We start from the raw sequence: 16,541 nt of genomic DNA, 5'->3' as shown, positions 1-16,541 counted from the left end.
GTGAGCATGCTTGAATACCTTTCTAAGTTGGTTGTAGCTAACCTAACTTAATCGATATTTCGGCTATTAATAGCCCAAGCATGCTCTTTTTCGTTTTTTACCAATAAAACTTGCACACGGCGTTATTGCGATTTTATCATTTCCCGGTCATGATTTTATTCACTGCTCAGCTTCACATGCCATGAACCGTTAAATGGAAAACAATGTTTAATTATACTGCAAAATTGTCTTTTATCAATTGACAAAAATGAATAAATACTTTTAAGAATATTAAGAAAAATCAATACACCATCCGGAACCGGCCAGCCCGGTCCGGACGGGAGGATTCATGAATGCAAGGAATTTTTCTGACGATATTGCGCAGGAGTCATGCCGGTCTGCTTTTTAAAAGCGCGGTAAAATGTTTCCAGATTCCTGAAACGGGTTTCACCTGAAATTTCACGAATGGTCAGCGTACTTTCAGCCAGCAGTCTGCACGCAGTCTGTATCCGGTAACGGAGCCGATATTGATAAGGAGAAATGTTGAACTGTGCCTTGAAGAGTGCTCTCAAATAAATGGGACTGTATCCAGCACGAATCAATGAGAACTCCTCCCAATTGATATCTTCATCCAGATGTTCCAGCTTATCTCTTACAACAAAGATTTCCCTGGACAATTCCGCTCTGCGATCCGTCGTCATATCCGGAACAGTCAGCAGGTTCTGACGCAATGAAGTAAAAAGATACTCGGACAGCAAATCCGAGTCCGTCTTGAGATAAAAATCCTCCAATGCGTCATGAACAAACGAATCCAGCGAAGCAAGGTGACGCCACTGCCCGATATGGGGAAGATTCCACTTTCTACGGTTATAATTCTCAAACAGCAGCAGCAGAACCCGATAAGGCTGGTTCTTGGGAAAGTCATGAAGTGTCATGTCTCCCTGGGTGTGACAGAATACTGTACCGCGTCGATATACTTTTCCCTCATAGCTGGCTGCCCCGCTGACCAGGATTTCCACATACAATTTATTTCGCTGAATTGCAAACGGGCTGAAATTGTATCGCGTGGGAGCGCGGAAATAATAAACAAGGGCGAGCTGAGGATTATATTGACGCTTTTTCATATTTTCGGAGATTGTTTTCCTGCGTCGATACGGCAGAATGGCGTATGAAGAAGAGCACGCCCGGCTTTCAATGCACGCCGTGCGCGATCGATAACGGTTTCAATTTGAATTCCTGTTTTACAACTTCATTACAAATATATCCCCGGTATCCAAATGTCAACAGGAAAATGTACGATTCTTATAATTTCACATGGAAAAAACCGGCAGGCGGTTTGAAAAACGAAGCCCCGGGTTTCCGGGGCTTTCGGGACGTTCGGAACTGAAAATCAGTCCAATGGGTGGCCGGCGAGAGGAGGCCACTCCCCGGTACGGAACAGGAGGTTCGATTTGCGGACCAGCCCGACGCCGGAGTCCTCCACCGTCAGCAGGAAGCTCCACTGAAACGGCGTCTCGCAGCAGGAGACCAGCAGCTCCAGCTCGCGCTCCGAATTCCACCGGGCGCTCGCCTCCATCCGGCGCGGCACCGGCTCCCGCCACGACAGCGTATTGGCGATCCGGCGGCCGAAACCGGCTTTCATCGTTTCGCCGTCGAGCGTCAGTTCGATATGATCGTCGAATGATGCAAACTCGATGGTTTCAAACTGCAATGCATTCTCCGACAAGGCGTAACGGCGAAGCGGCAGGACGCGCCCGGCGGAACCGAGCACCGGCATCTCCCAGTGCGTTACCGCCTCTGCCAGAGCCGCGGCATCCGCCGGAGCGGGGGCCGCAGGCTTCTCCTCTGCCGCCGGCAGCAGAATCTCCCAGACGCGGTCGAGGATCGACTGCATGTTCCGCAGCCCGGAGGTGACCGCAAGCGCCATCTCCTGGTCCGGCATCGCAATCGCATACTGCCCGAAGGCGCCGTCGCCCCGGAATGCATTGTGCCGGCAGCGCCAGAACTGAAAGCCGTAGCCTGTCTTCCAGTCAGGCTGGTCGTTCATCGAGTTGTCGGCCTGCACGCTCGTCGCCTGCCTGAAGTAATCGGCCGGGATGATCTGCTTCCCGTCCCGCCGGCCGCCTTCAAGCAGACACTGGGCGAACGAGGCGATCTCTTCGGTGGTCAGGTTGAATCCCCATCCGCCGGCCTCGATCCCCTGCGGCGACAGCTCCCAGCAGCGCGGCGCGATGCCGAGCGGGTCGAACAGCCGCGGCCGCAGGTACTCCCGGAGCCCCTTCCCGGTTGCCCGCACGACGGAGGCGGCGAGCATGTAGCTCGCGCCGGAATTGTAACAGAAGCGCGTTCCCGGTTCATATGCGAGCGCGGTCTCGAAAAACGCCCTGGCCCAGTTCGGCCGGAACTCCATGTCGTCCATCGCACAGTGATCGTGCCCGGAAGTCATCGAAAGCAGATGACGGATGCGCAGACGCTCGAACTTTTCGTCGTAACGATCCGGCAATTCATCCCGGAACAGGTCGACCAGCCGCGCATCAAGCGAAAGCTTCCCTTCCGCGCAGGCGAACCCGACCGCGCAGGAGGTGAAGCTCTTGCTGAGCGAAAACAGCATATGGGGGAGTTCGGGGGCATACGGTTTCTTCCACCCCTCCGCGATCACCCGGCCGTGCCGCATGACCATGAAACTGTGGACGGAATCCAGTTCTTCGATCGCCCGGAAAAACGCGAGCAGCGCGGCGGACGAGACCCCCTCCGCCTCCGGCGTCGAACGCGGCAGCAGTTTTCTCATGTTCCCCTCCCCTTGCCAATCAATTGTAGGTTTTACGCAGATAATTGACTTCCAGAGCCTTGCCGAGTTCGGCGGCCGTGGTTTCCTTTTTCGGCGAAAACACGAGCGTCTTCGGTTCCCCGGGCAGCAGCGTCAGCGAATTGTCGCTGAATATGCCCGGTATTCCGGGCGTATCGAGCGTGACGAAGAAAGCCGGGCGGTCTGTTGAAAGCGTGACTTCGAACCCGCCGTCCTTTCCGGCCTTCACCGCCGTTTTCACATCGGCATGGCGGAAGGCGCAGTGCTTGAACACATCGAAGAAGAAGGTGTTCTCGAACGAAAGCGCCGTTCCGTCGGCACACTCCGCGGAAAGCCGGAGCTCCATGAAATGTTCCTCCGGATTGAATCCGGCCAGTTCCGCCGGCTTGAACGCCTTGAGGCAGCGGCTCTCGCCGGGCTTCAGCGAGGCGGAGAACTCGAAACGCTTCTGCGGCAGCCCGTCGAAATCGCTGACCACGGCCGTGACGGTGACTTTGCAGCGTTCCCGCAGGTCGCTGACTGCGAAGATCCGGGTCTGCCCGTCCTGCGGGTCCCGGCAGGCGGTCGCGATGACCGGCGCATAGAAGCGCTTCGCATGGTACTGAAGCTGCTTCCATTTGCCGCCGTACTCGATGCTCGCCCACGACGCGACCGGCCAGTTGTCGTTCAGCTGCCAGAAGATCGTCCCCATGCAGCGCGGCTTCAGCGTACGCCAGAATTCGACGCCGGTCTTGATCGCCAGCGCCTGCTGCACCTGCGACAGGTAGAGGAAGTCCCCGAAGCTCTCCGGCATGCGGAAATATTTGCCGAACATGCCGATGATCGGCGCGTTGCCCCTGACGCATTTCTGGTGGTGGTCCATGACCGGCGAAAAGACGTTGAACTGGTCCGGCGGGCAGAACGACGCGACCGTCTCGAACGACGGAAACGACTGGTAACCGAACTCCGAACAGAAACGCGGCCTGACCGAATAGTAGGCGCTGAAATCCTTCGCGCCGTGCCAGACCTCCCAGTAGTGCATGTCGCCGCAGGAGTCGTCGTGCCAGCCGTCGTTGAAATTGTTCGGGCCGCCGCACGGGGAACTCGGCCAGAACATGCGTTCCGGATCGAGCGCCTCGACCCTGCGCCAGAGCTCGCGGTTCAGCCGGTCGTAATTCACAAGATAGGTCGAAACACGCTCCTTGTCATACCATTTCGTCGCACCGATGACTTCGTTGTCGCCGCACCAGATCGCCAACGACGCATGGTGCTTCAACCGCGGAATCTGGTAGTCGAGCTCGTTCATGACGTTCGCAATGAACGCCTCGGTCGACGGGTACAGGCTGCATGAAAACATCATATCCTGCCAGACCATGAGTCCCTTGCGGTCGCAGATCTCGTAGAAAATATCCTTCTCGTACTGGCCGCCGCCCCAGACGCGGATCATATTCATATTTGCAAGGCGGGCGGATTCGAGCAGGTCCTCGTAGCGCGCTTCGGTCTGGCGCGACGGGAACGCATCGGCCGGAATCCAGTTCGCGCCCTTCGCAAACACATCGACCCCGTTCACGCGGAAGAACATCGATACGCCGTACTCATCCGGACGGTTCACGACCTCGATGGTACGCAGCCCGATCATGCGTTCGACCGTCCGGTCGGCGGTTTCGACCGTGAGCGGATAGAGCTCCTGTGCGCCGGAGCCGTTCGGCCACCAGAGGCGCGGATTCTTCACCTCGAACTTCGCGCGGACGAGATTGCGCCCCGCCTTCAGCGAAGCGTTGACCGTCTTTTCCTCGCCGTTGAAGCGGAAAGTCACGGCGGTGCGGCACGGTTCTTCGGCGTGCAGCTCGGCGACGGCGGTGCACTCGACCAGGTTCTTCTCATGCTTCTGCTCGGTCCAGACCGCGTCGATGCGGCCGCCGTCCACGCCGGTGAGCGTCAGCGGCGCATAGACGCCGGCCGCCATCAGCGTAATGCCCCAGTCCCAGCCGCCGTGGCAGTGCGGCTTGCGGATCAGATTCAGGTTCTCGACCTTGCTGCACGAGTTCATCGGAATCGGGAACGGCATCCCGGCAGCCGCCTTCTTCGCCTCGAGCTCGGATGACTTGAAGCGGATGCGGATCGTGTTCACGCCGGGCTTCAGCAGCGCCTTGACCTCCGGACGCCAGCAGGCGAACATGTTCTCCGTCGAAACGGCCTTCTTCCCGTTGATCCAGACGGTTGCGAACGTGTCGAACATCTCGCAGTTCAAATAGACGTAACGCCTCGAAAGCAGCTCCTCCGGAACTTCGAATTCGCGCGTAAACTCCCACTCGTACCGGCGGAACTCCTGGACAAGCTCCTCATTCCGTCCGAAATACGGGTCCGGAATCATCCCGGCCGCCAGAAGCGCGCTGTAGTTGTCGCCCGGCAGCTCGGCCGCAATCGTCCTGCCGTTCCATTCCGGGCAGCCGAGCGTCCAGCTCCCGCCCAAATCGATCATCGAACCCATATCAGAATCTCCAACGGTTGTTTTGACACTTCATCTGCCATGCCGTACAATATATTGAAGAAAAACGATTAGTCAAGGCATTTCCGGTCCGATTGCATGAAACAAAATGTTATTTCATGCAAAAAATGTAAAATCCGCTGGCATTTTGCCGGAATGCCGGTATACTATAAGCAAGGAAACCACAGGAGCCAGGGAAAAAACCGATGCGCCCAACCCTGAAAGAGATCGCCGAGGCGACCGGCTATTCGATCGCCACCGTGTCGCGCGCGCTGAACGGCTCGCCCCGGATCACGCCTGAAACGCGCCGGTCCGTGCTCGCCTGCGCGAGACGGACCGGTTACCGCACCGCCTGCCGCCGCGTCGCGCTGATCGTGCCGGGCTACCAGTTCGACGGCTACTTCGGCAGCGTGCTGCGGCTGCTGGCGGCCGAACTCGGCCGTCTCGACTACCCGGTCGAAGTGCTGAGTTCGACCGGGCTCGACGTGCTGGAGGAGCACTCGTTCTGCGGCGCCATCTCGGTCATGGCCCAGAACGGGCTCGAACGCTACTGGGGGGACCGGCACATCCTGCCGCTGGTCTGCATCAATACGCGCCCGCGCCACCTCGACGGCATCTACACGGTCGGCTCGAACGACGAACAGGCCGTACGCCTCGCCGTCGGACACCTGCTCGAACGCGGCCACCGCCGCATCGGCCGCTTCGGCGGAATCTCAAGCTTTTACGATCCGTCCAACTGGAACAGCGTGAACCGTGAAAACGCATTCCGCAGCCAGCTTGCGGCGCACGGACTCGAACCGGAGCTTTACGCCACGAACACCGGGAGCACCCCGTCCACGATCGAAGCCGTGAAATCCCTGCTCGACCGCGGCGCGACGGCGCTCGTCACCGTGAACGAGGGACTCGAACTCGAAACGCTGCACGCGCTCAACGTCCTCGGCGTCCGGGTGCCGGACGAAGTCGCCCTGCTCTCGTGGACCCAGCCGAATCCGGCCGGCTTCGTCCGGCCCTCCATCTCCGGCATCGAGCAGAACTTCGAGGAGCTCGTCCGGCAGAGCTGCGAAACGTTCCGGCGGCTGCTGGCGGGGGAACCGGCCGGGGATACACTCATCGACTACCGGCTGCAGATCCGCGAAAGTTCCGCGAAGTCCGTCGCCGCAAAGGGAGGCGGCCGGAAATGAACACCGCCCTCTTCACAACTTCCCGGCTCCGCACCGCCGGGAAAATCGCCGCCATCGCCGTCATCCTCGCCGCGGCGTACCTCTTCTTCTGCCGGAATACGCAGCTCGTCTTCGAATGCAGTTCCCCCGGCAGCTTCGCTCTGACCGTCACGGCTCCGGACGGCGCCGTGCTCGGACGGGAGGTGTTCATCGGCGGAGCGGAGTCCGCCCGGCTGCGCTTCCTGCTTCCACGGCAGGCGGACCCCGCTGCGCTGCGGTTCGAGCTTGAGGGTGATGCTTCCGAAATCATCTTCCACCGGCTCGACGTCATCCGCGACGGTTTCCGGGTCTCCCGCAGCAAAGGCGCGGTCACCGGCAATCGGCTCGAACCGGTTCCGGCCTCCGAAGTGACCGGAATCCGCCCGTTCCTCCTGCTGCCGGCGGCGCTGCTGACGCTGCTGCTGGCCTATCTGTTCTTTCCCGGCCGGCGGAACCGCCGTTCATACCGCCGGGCTTTTCTCTGCGGCACGCTCATCGGCTGCGCCGCCTTCTTCGTCAGCTTCGGCTGGAAGGTGCTCGACCCGGAGCGGACCGCCTGGCTGCTCGGCGGCGGCGACCCGACCCAGCACTATCTCGGCTGGGTCGCCTTCCGGAACTCGGCCTGGCATTTCCCGCCCGGACTGACCGATATGCTCGCCAATCCCCATAACGCCTCGATCGTCTACACCGACTCGATTCCTCTTTTCGCCCTGGCGTTCAAACTGTTCCGCGCTTATCTGCCGGAACGGTTCCAGTATCTCGGGCTCTTCGGGCTGAGCTGTTTTCTGCTGCAGGGCGGTTTCGCGGCACTGCTGCTGCGGCGCTTCACGAACAAAACCGCGCTCTGGCTGGCCGGCACGCTCTTCTTCGTCTTCGTCCCGGCGCTCTTTTTCCGCATGTATTTCCACACCTCGCTCGCGGCGCACTGGGTGCTGCTCGCGGCGTTCGCGCTCTGGCTCTATTGCGCGCCCTCCCGGAAAACGCTGCTCCTCTGGTGCCTGCTCGGCAGCTGCACGTTCCTGATCCACCCCTATCTCGGCGCGATGGTCAGCGCCCTCTTCTGCGGGCAGCTGCTGCAGAGTCTCCGTGACGGCGGCCGGGCGAAACCGCTCGCCGCCGCATTCGGCGTCTATCTCGGCGCCGTCTGTCTCGCCTTCCATTCGGCCGGCGGATTTTACACCTTCGGCACGGGGGACGGGCGCTTCGGCTCCTTCGGCAGCAACCTGAACACCTTCTTCAACCCGCTCCAGCCGGACAACCTCCTGAAAACGCAGCCGGTTCTGATGGGCCAGTACGAGGGACAGGCCTTTCTCGGGGCCGGAATGCTCCTGCTCGTCCTTCTGGCGATTTACCTCACAGGCGCCGGACACCGGGTCCGGCCGCCGGTCTCCGGGGAGTTCCTGTCCGCAAGCTGCGCAGCCGCCGGGCTCTGCCTGCTCTTCGCCGTTTCGACCAAAGTCGCCTGGAACGACACGATCCTCTTCACCGTGCCGCTGCCGCCGCCGCTGCCTGAGCTCTGCAGTGTCTTCCGTTCGTCCGGCCGGTTCATCTGGGTGCCGATGTATCTGGCCATGCTGCTTGCGGCGGCGGCGTTCTTCCGGTACGCCCGGCCCGGGAGCCGCGCCGGAATCCTCGCGTTCCTGCTGGCGATCCAGGGCTGGGGCCTGCTGCCGATGGTCCGGGAGAGTTTCGCCCGGTTCCAGGCCGCCCCGGTCGAATTCCCGGTGAACCTGCCGCTCGAACGGCTGATCCGCAACCGGGCCGACACGGTGCGCCGCCTCGTCATTCTGCAGGGTTCGCCGCAGGAGCTGACCCGACTGGCCGCCCCGGCGCTGCTGCAGGGACTCCCGGTCGGCGACTTCTATTTCGCCCGCCCCGACCGGCGGACCGAAGCGGAGCGTAACAAGCTGCTGCGGGATCTCGCGGACGGGCGCCCCCTGCCCGGAGACGCCATCTATCTCTTCAAGAGCCCGAAACTGGCCGAACATAGCGGACTGCCCTGTCTCCGGCTCGGAGAGCGGCTGTACGCGGGCATCCCGGAACCGCCGTCAACGCCGCCGGCGGGCGCGGCGCAGGGCGTCGCCGAGTGAATCTCCGGGCTCCTCCGGCTCCGCTGTCGGCGGAACCGGAGGCTCGTCCGGCGGGAACTCCGCATTCTTCGCCTTTTCCGTCCCCGCGGCCCGCTTCCTGCGCTTCTCCCGGGAAAGCGCGGCTTTCCCCTCAACCGCGACGGCTGAAACCGTCGCCGCTCTCCTCCGGAACAGGCGCGAAAGCAGCCCGAGCCGCCGTTCCGCCACCTCAAGCAGCAGCAGCAGCACGGCCGCCAGCGCGATCCACGGCGTCAGGTTGAAACGGCGCAGGCGGGACGGCAGCTCGTCCCAGAGCCCGTCCGGCAGCAGCAGCTCACGGCCGCCGGTCGAATCGGCCAGCTCCGCGATATCCGCACCGGAAACTGCGTCCCCGTCCGGGCGGAACTCCGGCGAATAGAGCGCCGCGGCCGGGGCCAGAGATTCCGGCCGCCTGCCGTCCCAGACGACGGTACAGAGCTGAACCGAGTCTCCCTCGAGCGGCAGGTTGACTTCGAGCCGGTCCGGAGAGACCCAGGTGAAGACGTCCCGCCGGGTTTCGGGCGCCCCGAAGCCGCGGGTCACGACCGAATTGACGACCGGCGGAGCCGGGAACGGATCGCGCTCGCGGTCCGGATTCAAATGCAGCTCGATGCGATGCACACCGTCGGTCAGCTGCTGGGTAATCAGGTAATCGTCTCCCCCGGACTCCGGAGTCAGCATCCAGTTCGCCAGCGCCGACAGCAGCGTACCGGCCATCGGATCGGCCGCGAACCTCCCGGTGTACTCCCCGTCGGCCTCGGCGGTGAACGCGCTGACCCGGCCGAGTCCGGCCTGCCCGACCGCGGCAATCGGCGCCTTGAATTCATCGCGGGTGACCAGGAGGATTTCGGCCCCCTCCCTGCCGTAACAGAGATTGTAGCCGCCGAAACCGGCGGAGCGGCCGAAGTCGGCCTGCGAGACCGAACGCAGCGCCGCCGTGTAATCGGCCTCGACCGGCGTGTCGACGAAGGTATTGCGGGCCATCAGGAACGTATCCTGCGCGAAAATGCGCGGAAGCTCGTCGGCGCGGTCCGAAAAATAGATCATGCCGTTGCCGCGGCGCGCCACATCCTTCAGGAAACCGGCGTCGCTGTCCTGCCCGGTGCCGAGCCCGACCACGCTGACCGTGATCCCGGCCCGGCTCGTGCGCTCCAGCAGCTCCCGGTAAGCGCCGGGCTCCTCCGCATCGGCGGCGTCGGCGAAGAGGATCAGGTGGCGGGTCGCCGCATTCGACCTCATCAGCTCGTTCGTCGCCTGGTGGAGCGCCGTATAAGTGAAGATGCCTCCGCCCATCGACTCGATGCTGCGGATGCGGGTTTCGCCGCCGACGATATCCTCGCGCGGCGTCAGCGGAATGACCGTATGCGCAGCGCTGTCGACCGCGATGACTCCGAATTCGTCGCGCGGCATCATCAGCCTGTAGACCTCGAGCGTGGCCAGATTCGCCATATCCATCTTGGTCAGGTTCCCGATCGGCGCCGACATGCTGCCGGAGCGATCCAGCGCGACGACGAGAGCGAGCAGATTTTTGCGGAGCTCCTGCCGCTGCTCCATCGAGACCGGCAATATTTCCTCGAGCGGCGAACGGTAGTAGCCGCCGACGGCGAACGAACTGCGGCCGCCGGTCATCATCAGCCCGAGCGCGCCGGATCTGACCATGCCGGCCAGCAGCGACATGCCGTCCGGCCCGAGCCGCGAAGCCGGGACGTTTTCAAGGATCACTCCGGAATATCCGGCCAGCTTCCGCGCCGTCAGCTCCGCCGGGGACGGGCGCCTGACGACGACTGGAATCTTCGCCTCCGCGAGCACCCGCGCAAGGTTGCCGGAGGGCGACTCCGACAGCAGCAGCACCGGCTTGCGCCCCGCGATCGAGACCAGCCGCCGCGCCCGGTTGTTCCCGGGCCGTTCGTCCGACGCCGGGTCGGAGCCGATAACCTCGACCGTATAATCCGCCACGCCGGGCTGATCGCTCCGGTCGCGCCAGGAAACGAAGTTGACGCCGCGGTGCAGCTTCACCTCGCGCACCATCCAGCCGCCGTCGCCGCGCCGGATGCGGCAGGTCACCTGCTGCGGCTCCGGGGAGACGATCCGGCAGTTCAATGTGTAGAACTCCCCGGCCGCGGCCGACATCGGCGCGTCGATTCCGGCGATGGCCAGATCGTGCGCCGAAGCGCGGAGCAGCCTGCGCAGGTCGACCGGAACGCCGCGCGCGGCGGCAGCGGCAAATGCGCGAGCCGGGTCCATGCCGGTCCAGCGCCCGTCCGAGATCAGCAGGATGCGCCCCGGCGAATCAGCCGGAATCTGGCGCAGCGCAAGCGCAAGCGCCCCCGACACATCCGATCCGTCCGGATTCGCAATCCGGCTTTCGAGGCCGTCGAAACCGGGGGACTCCGGCAGCTTGTCGATGACCGGTTCCGCGCCGAAAGCGACCACGCCCAGACGGGAGTCGCGCGGACGCGAAGCCTCGAGGCGGCGGAGAAACGACTCAGCCTCCTCTTTCGCGTCATCCGGCATCGAACGGCTGCGGTCGACCGCGACGATCAGCGTTCCGGTCCGGTCGGGCCACTCGACGACAATGCCCGAAAGCGCCAGCACGAGCGCAAGATAGAGCGCCAGCCGGAGCCCGGTGACCCAGCGGCTCCGGAACGGATGCCAGTACAGAAACGCCGCCAGCGGCAGAATCAGCAGCCACGCGGCAGGCCACATAAAACTCATGCTCCACCTCGTTTCACACCGAGTTTATATTGATGCGCCAGCAGAACCGCCGCCGCGAGCAGAAACGCGATCCAGCCGAGCGGCAAACGCGGATTTTCCCTCATCTGCGCGACCTGGAGCGGAGCGCGCCGGAACTCTCCGGCCCCGCTCAGATCCGACTCCGCGGCCGAAAGCGCCGAAACCGAGACGCTCCAGCTCTCTTTCCCGGCCTCGATCCGGCTGATTCCGGGCGGCAGCCCGGCCAGAAGCACACGGCGGCGGACCGGAGCGACGGAGCGGACGCTCCCGTCCGGCCCGGTGACCGAGACGCGCTTCCCATCGGAACCGTTCCATCTGAATTCGACGATTTCGCCGCTGCGGCAGTTCCTCCGGCCCGGCCCTGGCCGTTCGGAGCGCAGAAAATCCGCGATATTCCAGAACAAAGCGGGCCAGACAGGACTCCGGCTCAGGTTCGAACCGCCGGGCGCGAGATTCAGATAAATGTCGCAGTATCCGTCGAGCCGCCGCCGGAACGACAGCAGCTCCGTGTCGCCGCGCCGGATCAGGACTTCTCCGGGCAGCGCCGGGCCGGAAGCCGCGCTCCAGCGCACGCCCTGAAGACCGAGTCCGCGCGTCAGCGGATGCCCGGCCTGCGCCGCGAGAGGCTCCGCCGTCACACTGTCCTTTCCCTCTCCGCCCGGATTCCAGAGAAAACGGTGATAGTTCCCGGGCGCGAGTTCCAGACCGCCGAAGACAAGCTCGGGCGACGAGGCGCGCGTGAAATCGGGATTTGATTCCAGCACCAGATCGAGCTCCCGGGCAGGAACGGCGGCGAGATCGGCCGCATAGGCGAAACGCAGCGGCGGGCGCTCCTCCGAAAGCAGAATGACCGTGTTGTCGAACGCGAGCGGGTCGCCGTCGCTCTCAAGCGTCACACTCACCTCGCGGCCGCGGGCGGAGGCGGGGATGCGGCAGACGAACTTCCGCTGTTCGCCGGGAGCAAGCACGGCCGCCTCAGTCACGCCGCCCGGCGTGAGCCGCAGCCGAACCCGCCGCTCGGATGAGGACGCATTCAACGCCTCAACCAGAATCTTCCCCGCGCGCCGCCGGGCGTTGACCAGCGCCGCGTTGCCGCGCGAAACGCCGGAGGCGAAAACGCCGGTGTCCTCCGCCAATTCGAAGTCGGGTTTCCGGTCGGTGACGATCAGCAGCTCGGCTCCCGGGCAGCGGCTGCGGGCCAGCGCCAGCGCCCCGGCGAGATCGGCCGCAGGCTCGTCGGCGGTCCAGTACGGGCCGACAGCCGTCCGCTCCCGGCCGTCGGAGACCAGGCGCGGCTCGTTCCCGGCCAGAATCAGCAGGACGCGGCGGCCGGGATGGGCCGACAGCCGCTTTTCGAGCTCGGCCTCCCCGAGGGAGCGCGGCGACGCCCCGTCCGTTCCCTCCGCCCGCATCGAAAATGAGTTGTCGAGCACGACGGCCAGCGCCGGAAACGCCTCGTTCGCCATGCGGAACGGCGCCGTTGCCGCCAGAACGAGCAAAATCAGGGCCAGCGCCTCGAGGAAAAACGAGAGCGGCAGCCGGCGGAACTGCCGGCGCGAACCACTTTCCGGCGTACTCTCGGGCCGGTCCCACAAAAAGATTGCCGGAACCTGTTTCCGGACCGAACGGCGATAGAACCAATAGAGCGCCAGCAGCACCGCGAGCGCCGCAAACGCATAGAAGAAATGCGGATGATCGAAGCCGGTGATCAGGTTCATTTCAGCACCCCGCAGCGAAACAGCTGTTGCAGATCCCAGCCCGGATAGAACTCCTCGACGGTCAGCCGGATGAGCCGGACGCCGTACTCTCCGGCCGCCCGGCTCCAGAGTTCCTGATGGCGGGCCAGCCGCTGCCGGTAGCGGGCAAGCAATGCGTCGTCGGCCGCCAGCTCGCGCTCCTCGCCGGTCTCGGCGTCCGTCAGCGAAACGGTTCCGGAGACGGCCGGATCGAGTTCGTCGCGCGTCAGCAGCTGGATGACGACCGCCCGCATCGCGCCGTCGGCCAGCCGCCGCAGAAAGCGGCCCGGCTCCTCCGGCCAGAGCAGGTCAGTCACGACGATGCGGATGCCGCGGCTCTGGAAACCGCCTGCGAAACGGCCGAACGCTTCGCCGGGGCTCGCGCCGCCGTCGAATGCACCGCAGCTCCACTCGAGCGGACGATACGGGAACGGCTCCTTCTCAAGCGTTTCACGCGCATGCCAGACAGCCAGCGAAAAACCGGCGTTGGCCGCCGCCTGCGCAAGCAGTCCGGCCAGCCCGAGCGCCGCAGCCGCCTTCGCCTCTTCGGTCGCCATCGAAGCGGAATCGTCAAGCACGATGTCACAGCGCGGATCGACTTCTTCGCTGTAAAGCTTGACCATCAGCTGTTCGCTGCGGGCGAAAACGCCCCAGTCCAGCTGCCGCAGGTCGTCGCCGGCCTGGTACTCGCGGTATTCGGAAAACTCGAGGGCGTTGCCGCTGCGCCTGCCGGTCCGCCGCCCGTCGATCCCGGCCGTCATCCGGGGCGTGGCCAGCTCGAGGCCGCCGGCACGGGCCAGCGCCGAAGCGAGAACGGAGCGGAACTGCGGACGGTCCATCAATCGCACCTCCGGCCCATAAAGCAGCGGAAATCCCGCACAATGCGCGGAATCTGCGGCAGGAACAGCAGCGCGGCGGCAGCCCAGCCGGCCATCGCCGCGTCCCGGAACACCGCTTCGCCCGAACTCCCCGTCGCAACGGAGATGACCGCAACCGCAGCCGCGACGACGAAAAGCCCGAACGGAATCGAGATATGGTACAGCAACGCAGAAACATTCCGGCGCGAACGGCGCGCCGCCCAGCCGACGATCAGGAATCCGACCTCGGCCCAGGCCAGGCCCCAGCTCACCAGAAACCGCCAGAAATACGGCGAATCGAATTCCGGCAGCAGCAGCCAGGCCGCCAGCGCGACGCCCCAGCACCAGAACCAGCCCCCGGCCGAACTGCCATAGGCCAGAAACGCTCCGAAACGGCGCCAGGCCGGAGACGGCAGCTGTTCAAGCTGCCGCTGCGGAATCCGGTTCAGCGCGCCGCCCATCGACGCCAGCGCCCCGGCCGTCGCCATCCCGATCAGGAGAGGCACCCGGACCCGGAACGGCGCGAAAAGCATGCCCCAGCCGGCCAGCAGCAGAACGAGCTGCCCGAACCGCATCCGGCACTCCTGCACACCGGCCGCCGGACACAGCGATTCGCGGAAGTTCAGCAGCTGCCATGCCGCGAGAATCCCGAACAGCAGCACCGTCGTCCAGTCCGAAAAAGTGTGAATCCAGTCGAACAGCATGACCGGGAGCGTGCTGAGCGCCACCATCAGATCGGCCCGGGCCCAGCGGAGGCTGTCGAGCTGGAGCAGAAAAAGCGTGAGGAAATACGCATCGAAAATCCAGGCGAGAATCGTCAAAGCCCGCTCCGGGAAGAAATAGCAGCCGGTCAGCCAGATGGGCAGGCAGCTGCCGGCGAGCACCCCGAAGGTCAGCAGATGGCTCAGCACGAAACCGCGGAACAGCGCATTCGCATCCATCGGGGAAAAGCCCATGAAGTGCGAAAGTCCCGGCCGCATGCCTCCGATCGAAAACGACGTCCCGGCGAACCCGATCGCCACGCAGAGCGTCGTACCGACGCCGCACAGCACCGACATGAAAATCAGGCACCACGGCCACTGCGGGCTGTAATGCCGCTGCCCGAGAAAGCTCCGGAAGATGATGAACTCAATCACCAGCAGAATGATCACTGCAACCGGCAGCGCGAAATCGTGCCGCATCTGACGCAGGTATTTGACCACCCAGAAATTCCAGCCGTCGCCGTAAGCGTGTCTGCTCATGATCTCCTCCCGCCCTCCGCCGGCCGTGAAAGCCGGGCAAACCCGGCCAGCAGCAGCGCCCCCGCCGCCAGGGCGGGGCCGAACAGAAGCATCCATCCGCCGCCGCTGGAATTGATCAGGCAGAACGGCGTGGTCAGCAGCATGACATCCACATCATGGCGGCCTGCCAGAGTGACGATTCCGCTCAGCAGCAGCGGCAGAACCACAAAGGCGATGACGGTGAACGCCCAGTAACACCACCCCGGCAGAACCTTCCAGTTCCCGGCCGCCCAGATTGCAATGTTCGCATAAAAGAGGAAATAAGAGCAGCCGGAAACCCAGAAAAACGCGTCGAACCAGGTGGCGGAGTCCAGCCGGTACGCGAAAAACACCGCAAGCGCGGCAACCGCCAGCAGCAGGTGCGCAAGCAGGATGCCGCTCCAGGCGCCGCTTGAAACCAGACCATGACAGACCCGGCCGACCGGATTGCGCGGCCGCTGCCGCCTGACCCGCTCACCGGGGTCGAGCCGCTCGAACGCCGCCAGCGTGGCGCACAGCGCGGCAACCGTCGAGCCGACCGCCGTCAGAGAAACCAGCATCACCTTCCCGATATCGGCCGTCATGTCGCCGGCCAGCGCGACGCCGAGCCCGATCAGCGGCGAACAGACGAAGGTTCCGACCAGAAACAGCCGGACCGGAAGCATCCGGTTCGAAAAACGCGAGCTGACCGCCGCCACGCTCAGGGCGTACAGCAGCCCGAGCAGGATCGCGCAGAAAACGCACCAGAGAAAGATGATCGCTCCGACCGAATCCGTCCCCCGAAACAATCCCCACAGAAAAGCGGCGAAAAAGAGCGCCGCCGGCTGGCCGAAGAAGAACATGGCCAGGCAGAATACGCCGATCAGCCAGCGCTTGCCGGCCGAACCGACCAGTATGCCCGCCTGCGTCGCGACCAGCAGCGGAGGCAGCATGGCCAGCGCGACCAGGAACATATCGCCCATCGCAATGCCGCGCAGGAAGTACGCGATGACCATGAAGGGCAGACAGAGCGCATAGATGAAGACGATCATGACCAGCGAACCGAGGAGCTTCCCCCAGATGATCCGGTTCGGAGTGATGACCGTGATGTACGAGAAATCGAGCTCCCGGTCGCGCCGCTCGCCCGTGAAGCGCAGCATCGCGCCGAACGCGCAGACCAGAAACGCCGCCAGCCCCATGCTGCCGGCGACCAGTCCGAACATCACCGCGCCGCTGTCGGAAAACGCGCTGCGCGATTCGGAAACCTGATACTGCATGACCACCAGCATCATCAGCTGGACCACGAGCAGCACGCCCATGACCGCCAGAATGCCGAAGTTGTGGAAATACTGCCGGATCTCCTTGACCAGCACCGGATTGAGCCAGTCGCTCCACTCCCGCTTGACCGCCTTTGCCAT

10 protein-coding genes are annotated in these 16,541 nt (G+C 63.7%); 2 read left to right on the top strand and 8 right to left on the bottom strand.

The window, feature by feature from the left end:
• Positions 1–326: 326 nt before the first annotated feature.
• The 3 genes from FYJ85_RS20070 to FYJ85_RS20060 all read right to left on the bottom strand — a co-directional run bounded on the left by FYJ85_RS20070 (position 327) and on the right by FYJ85_RS20060 (position 5,255).
• Positions 327–1,103 (bottom strand): helix-turn-helix transcriptional regulator, encoded by a 777-nt coding sequence (locus tag FYJ85_RS20070; RefSeq protein WP_154420513.1) that lies wholly within the window; start codon positions 1,101–1,103, stop codon positions 327–329.
• Between the two features lie 266 nt (positions 1,104–1,369).
• The gene (locus FYJ85_RS20065; protein WP_154420512.1) at positions 1,370–2,767 is read right to left on the bottom strand and encodes a serine hydrolase domain-containing protein; all 1,398 of its coding nucleotides are present in this window, start codon (positions 2,765–2,767) and stop codon (positions 1,370–1,372) included.
• A gap of 19 nt (positions 2,768–2,786) precedes the next feature.
• Complete coding sequence (locus tag FYJ85_RS20060; RefSeq protein ID WP_154420511.1) at positions 2,787–5,255, bottom strand: beta-mannosidase; 2,469 nt, start codon at positions 5,253–5,255, stop codon at positions 2,787–2,789.
• Positions 5,256–5,458: 203 nt separating this feature from the next.
• On the opposite strand from FYJ85_RS20060, the gene FYJ85_RS20055 reads away from it, so the two are divergent.
• On the top strand, positions 5,459–6,433 hold the full coding sequence (locus FYJ85_RS20055) for a LacI family DNA-binding transcriptional regulator (protein WP_106052605.1): 975 nt from the start codon (positions 5,459–5,461) through the stop codon (positions 6,431–6,433).
• Complete coding sequence (locus FYJ85_RS20050; RefSeq protein ID WP_154420510.1) at positions 6,430–8,541, top strand: DUF6311 domain-containing protein; 2,112 nt, start codon at positions 6,430–6,432, stop codon at positions 8,539–8,541. The genes FYJ85_RS20055 and FYJ85_RS20050 overlap by 4 nt, the downstream gene beginning before the upstream one ends.
• Here the strand turns inward: FYJ85_RS20050 and FYJ85_RS20045 are convergent.
• The 5 genes from FYJ85_RS20045 to FYJ85_RS20025 are packed head-to-tail and all read right to left on the bottom strand — an operon-like array spanning position 8,500 to position 16,541.
• Entirely contained in the window at positions 8,500–11,274 is a 2,775-nt protein-coding gene (locus FYJ85_RS20045; RefSeq protein ID WP_154420509.1) for a VWA domain-containing protein, read from the bottom strand. The two genes, FYJ85_RS20050 and FYJ85_RS20045, sit on opposite strands and share 42 nt — an antisense overlap.
• A complete protein-coding gene (locus tag FYJ85_RS20040; protein ID WP_154420508.1) occupies positions 11,271–13,010 on the bottom strand; it encodes a BatA domain-containing protein in 1,740 nt (579 codons plus the stop codon). Before FYJ85_RS20040 ends, FYJ85_RS20045 begins: the two co-directional genes overlap by 4 nt.
• A complete protein-coding gene (locus FYJ85_RS20035) occupies positions 13,007–13,867 on the bottom strand; it encodes a DUF58 domain-containing protein (protein ID WP_235903245.1) in 861 nt (286 codons plus the stop codon). Before FYJ85_RS20035 ends, FYJ85_RS20040 begins: the two co-directional genes overlap by 4 nt.
• On the bottom strand, positions 13,867–15,126 hold the full coding sequence (locus FYJ85_RS20030) for a hypothetical protein (protein WP_154420506.1): 1,260 nt from the start codon (positions 15,124–15,126) through the stop codon (positions 13,867–13,869). Before FYJ85_RS20030 ends, FYJ85_RS20035 begins: the two co-directional genes overlap by 1 nt.
• Positions 15,123–16,541 carry an ABC transporter permease gene (locus tag FYJ85_RS20025; RefSeq protein WP_154420505.1) on the bottom strand — a complete coding sequence of 473 codons (1,419 nt, stop codon included), beginning with the start codon at positions 16,539–16,541 and terminating at the stop codon, positions 15,123–15,125. Before FYJ85_RS20025 ends, FYJ85_RS20030 begins: the two co-directional genes overlap by 4 nt.

Origin of the sequence: Victivallis lenta (assembly GCF_009695545.1) — a bacterium.
Lineage (GTDB): Bacteria > Verrucomicrobiota > Lentisphaeria > Victivallales > Victivallaceae > Victivallis > Victivallis lenta.
Note: the sequence above shows the minus strand (reverse complement) of the source record. Positions and strands in the feature narration are given on the sequence as shown.

Bases quoted from the DNA above. Each gene is read 5' to 3' on its own strand.
- FYJ85_RS20070 (WP_154420513.1), bottom strand. From the start codon at position 1,103: ATGAAAAAGCGTCAATATAATCCTCAGCTCGCCCTTGTTTATTATTTC.
- FYJ85_RS20065 (WP_154420512.1), bottom strand. From the start codon at position 2,767: ATGAGAAAACTGCTGCCGCGTTCGACGCCGGAGGCGGAGGGGGTCTCG.
- FYJ85_RS20060 (WP_154420511.1), bottom strand. From the start codon at position 5,255: ATGGGTTCGATGATCGATTTGGGCGGGAGCTGGACGCTCGGCTGCCCG.
- FYJ85_RS20055 (WP_106052605.1), top strand. From the start codon at position 5,459: ATGCGCCCAACCCTGAAAGAGATCGCCGAGGCGACCGGCTATTCGATC.
- FYJ85_RS20050 (WP_154420510.1), top strand. From the start codon at position 6,430: ATGAACACCGCCCTCTTCACAACTTCCCGGCTCCGCACCGCCGGGAAA.
- FYJ85_RS20045 (WP_154420509.1), bottom strand. From the start codon at position 11,274: ATGAGTTTTATGTGGCCTGCCGCGTGGCTGCTGATTCTGCCGCTGGCG.
- FYJ85_RS20040 (WP_154420508.1), bottom strand. From the start codon at position 13,010: ATGAACCTGATCACCGGCTTCGATCATCCGCATTTCTTCTATGCGTTT.
- FYJ85_RS20035 (WP_235903245.1), bottom strand. From the start codon at position 13,867: ATGGACCGTCCGCAGTTCCGCTCCGTTCTCGCTTCGGCGCTGGCCCGT.
- FYJ85_RS20030 (WP_154420506.1), bottom strand. From the start codon at position 15,126: ATGAGCAGACACGCTTACGGCGACGGCTGGAATTTCTGGGTGGTCAAA.
- FYJ85_RS20025 (WP_154420505.1), bottom strand. From the start codon at position 16,541: ATGGCAAAGGCGGTCAAGCGGGAGTGGAGCGACTGGCTCAATCCGGTG.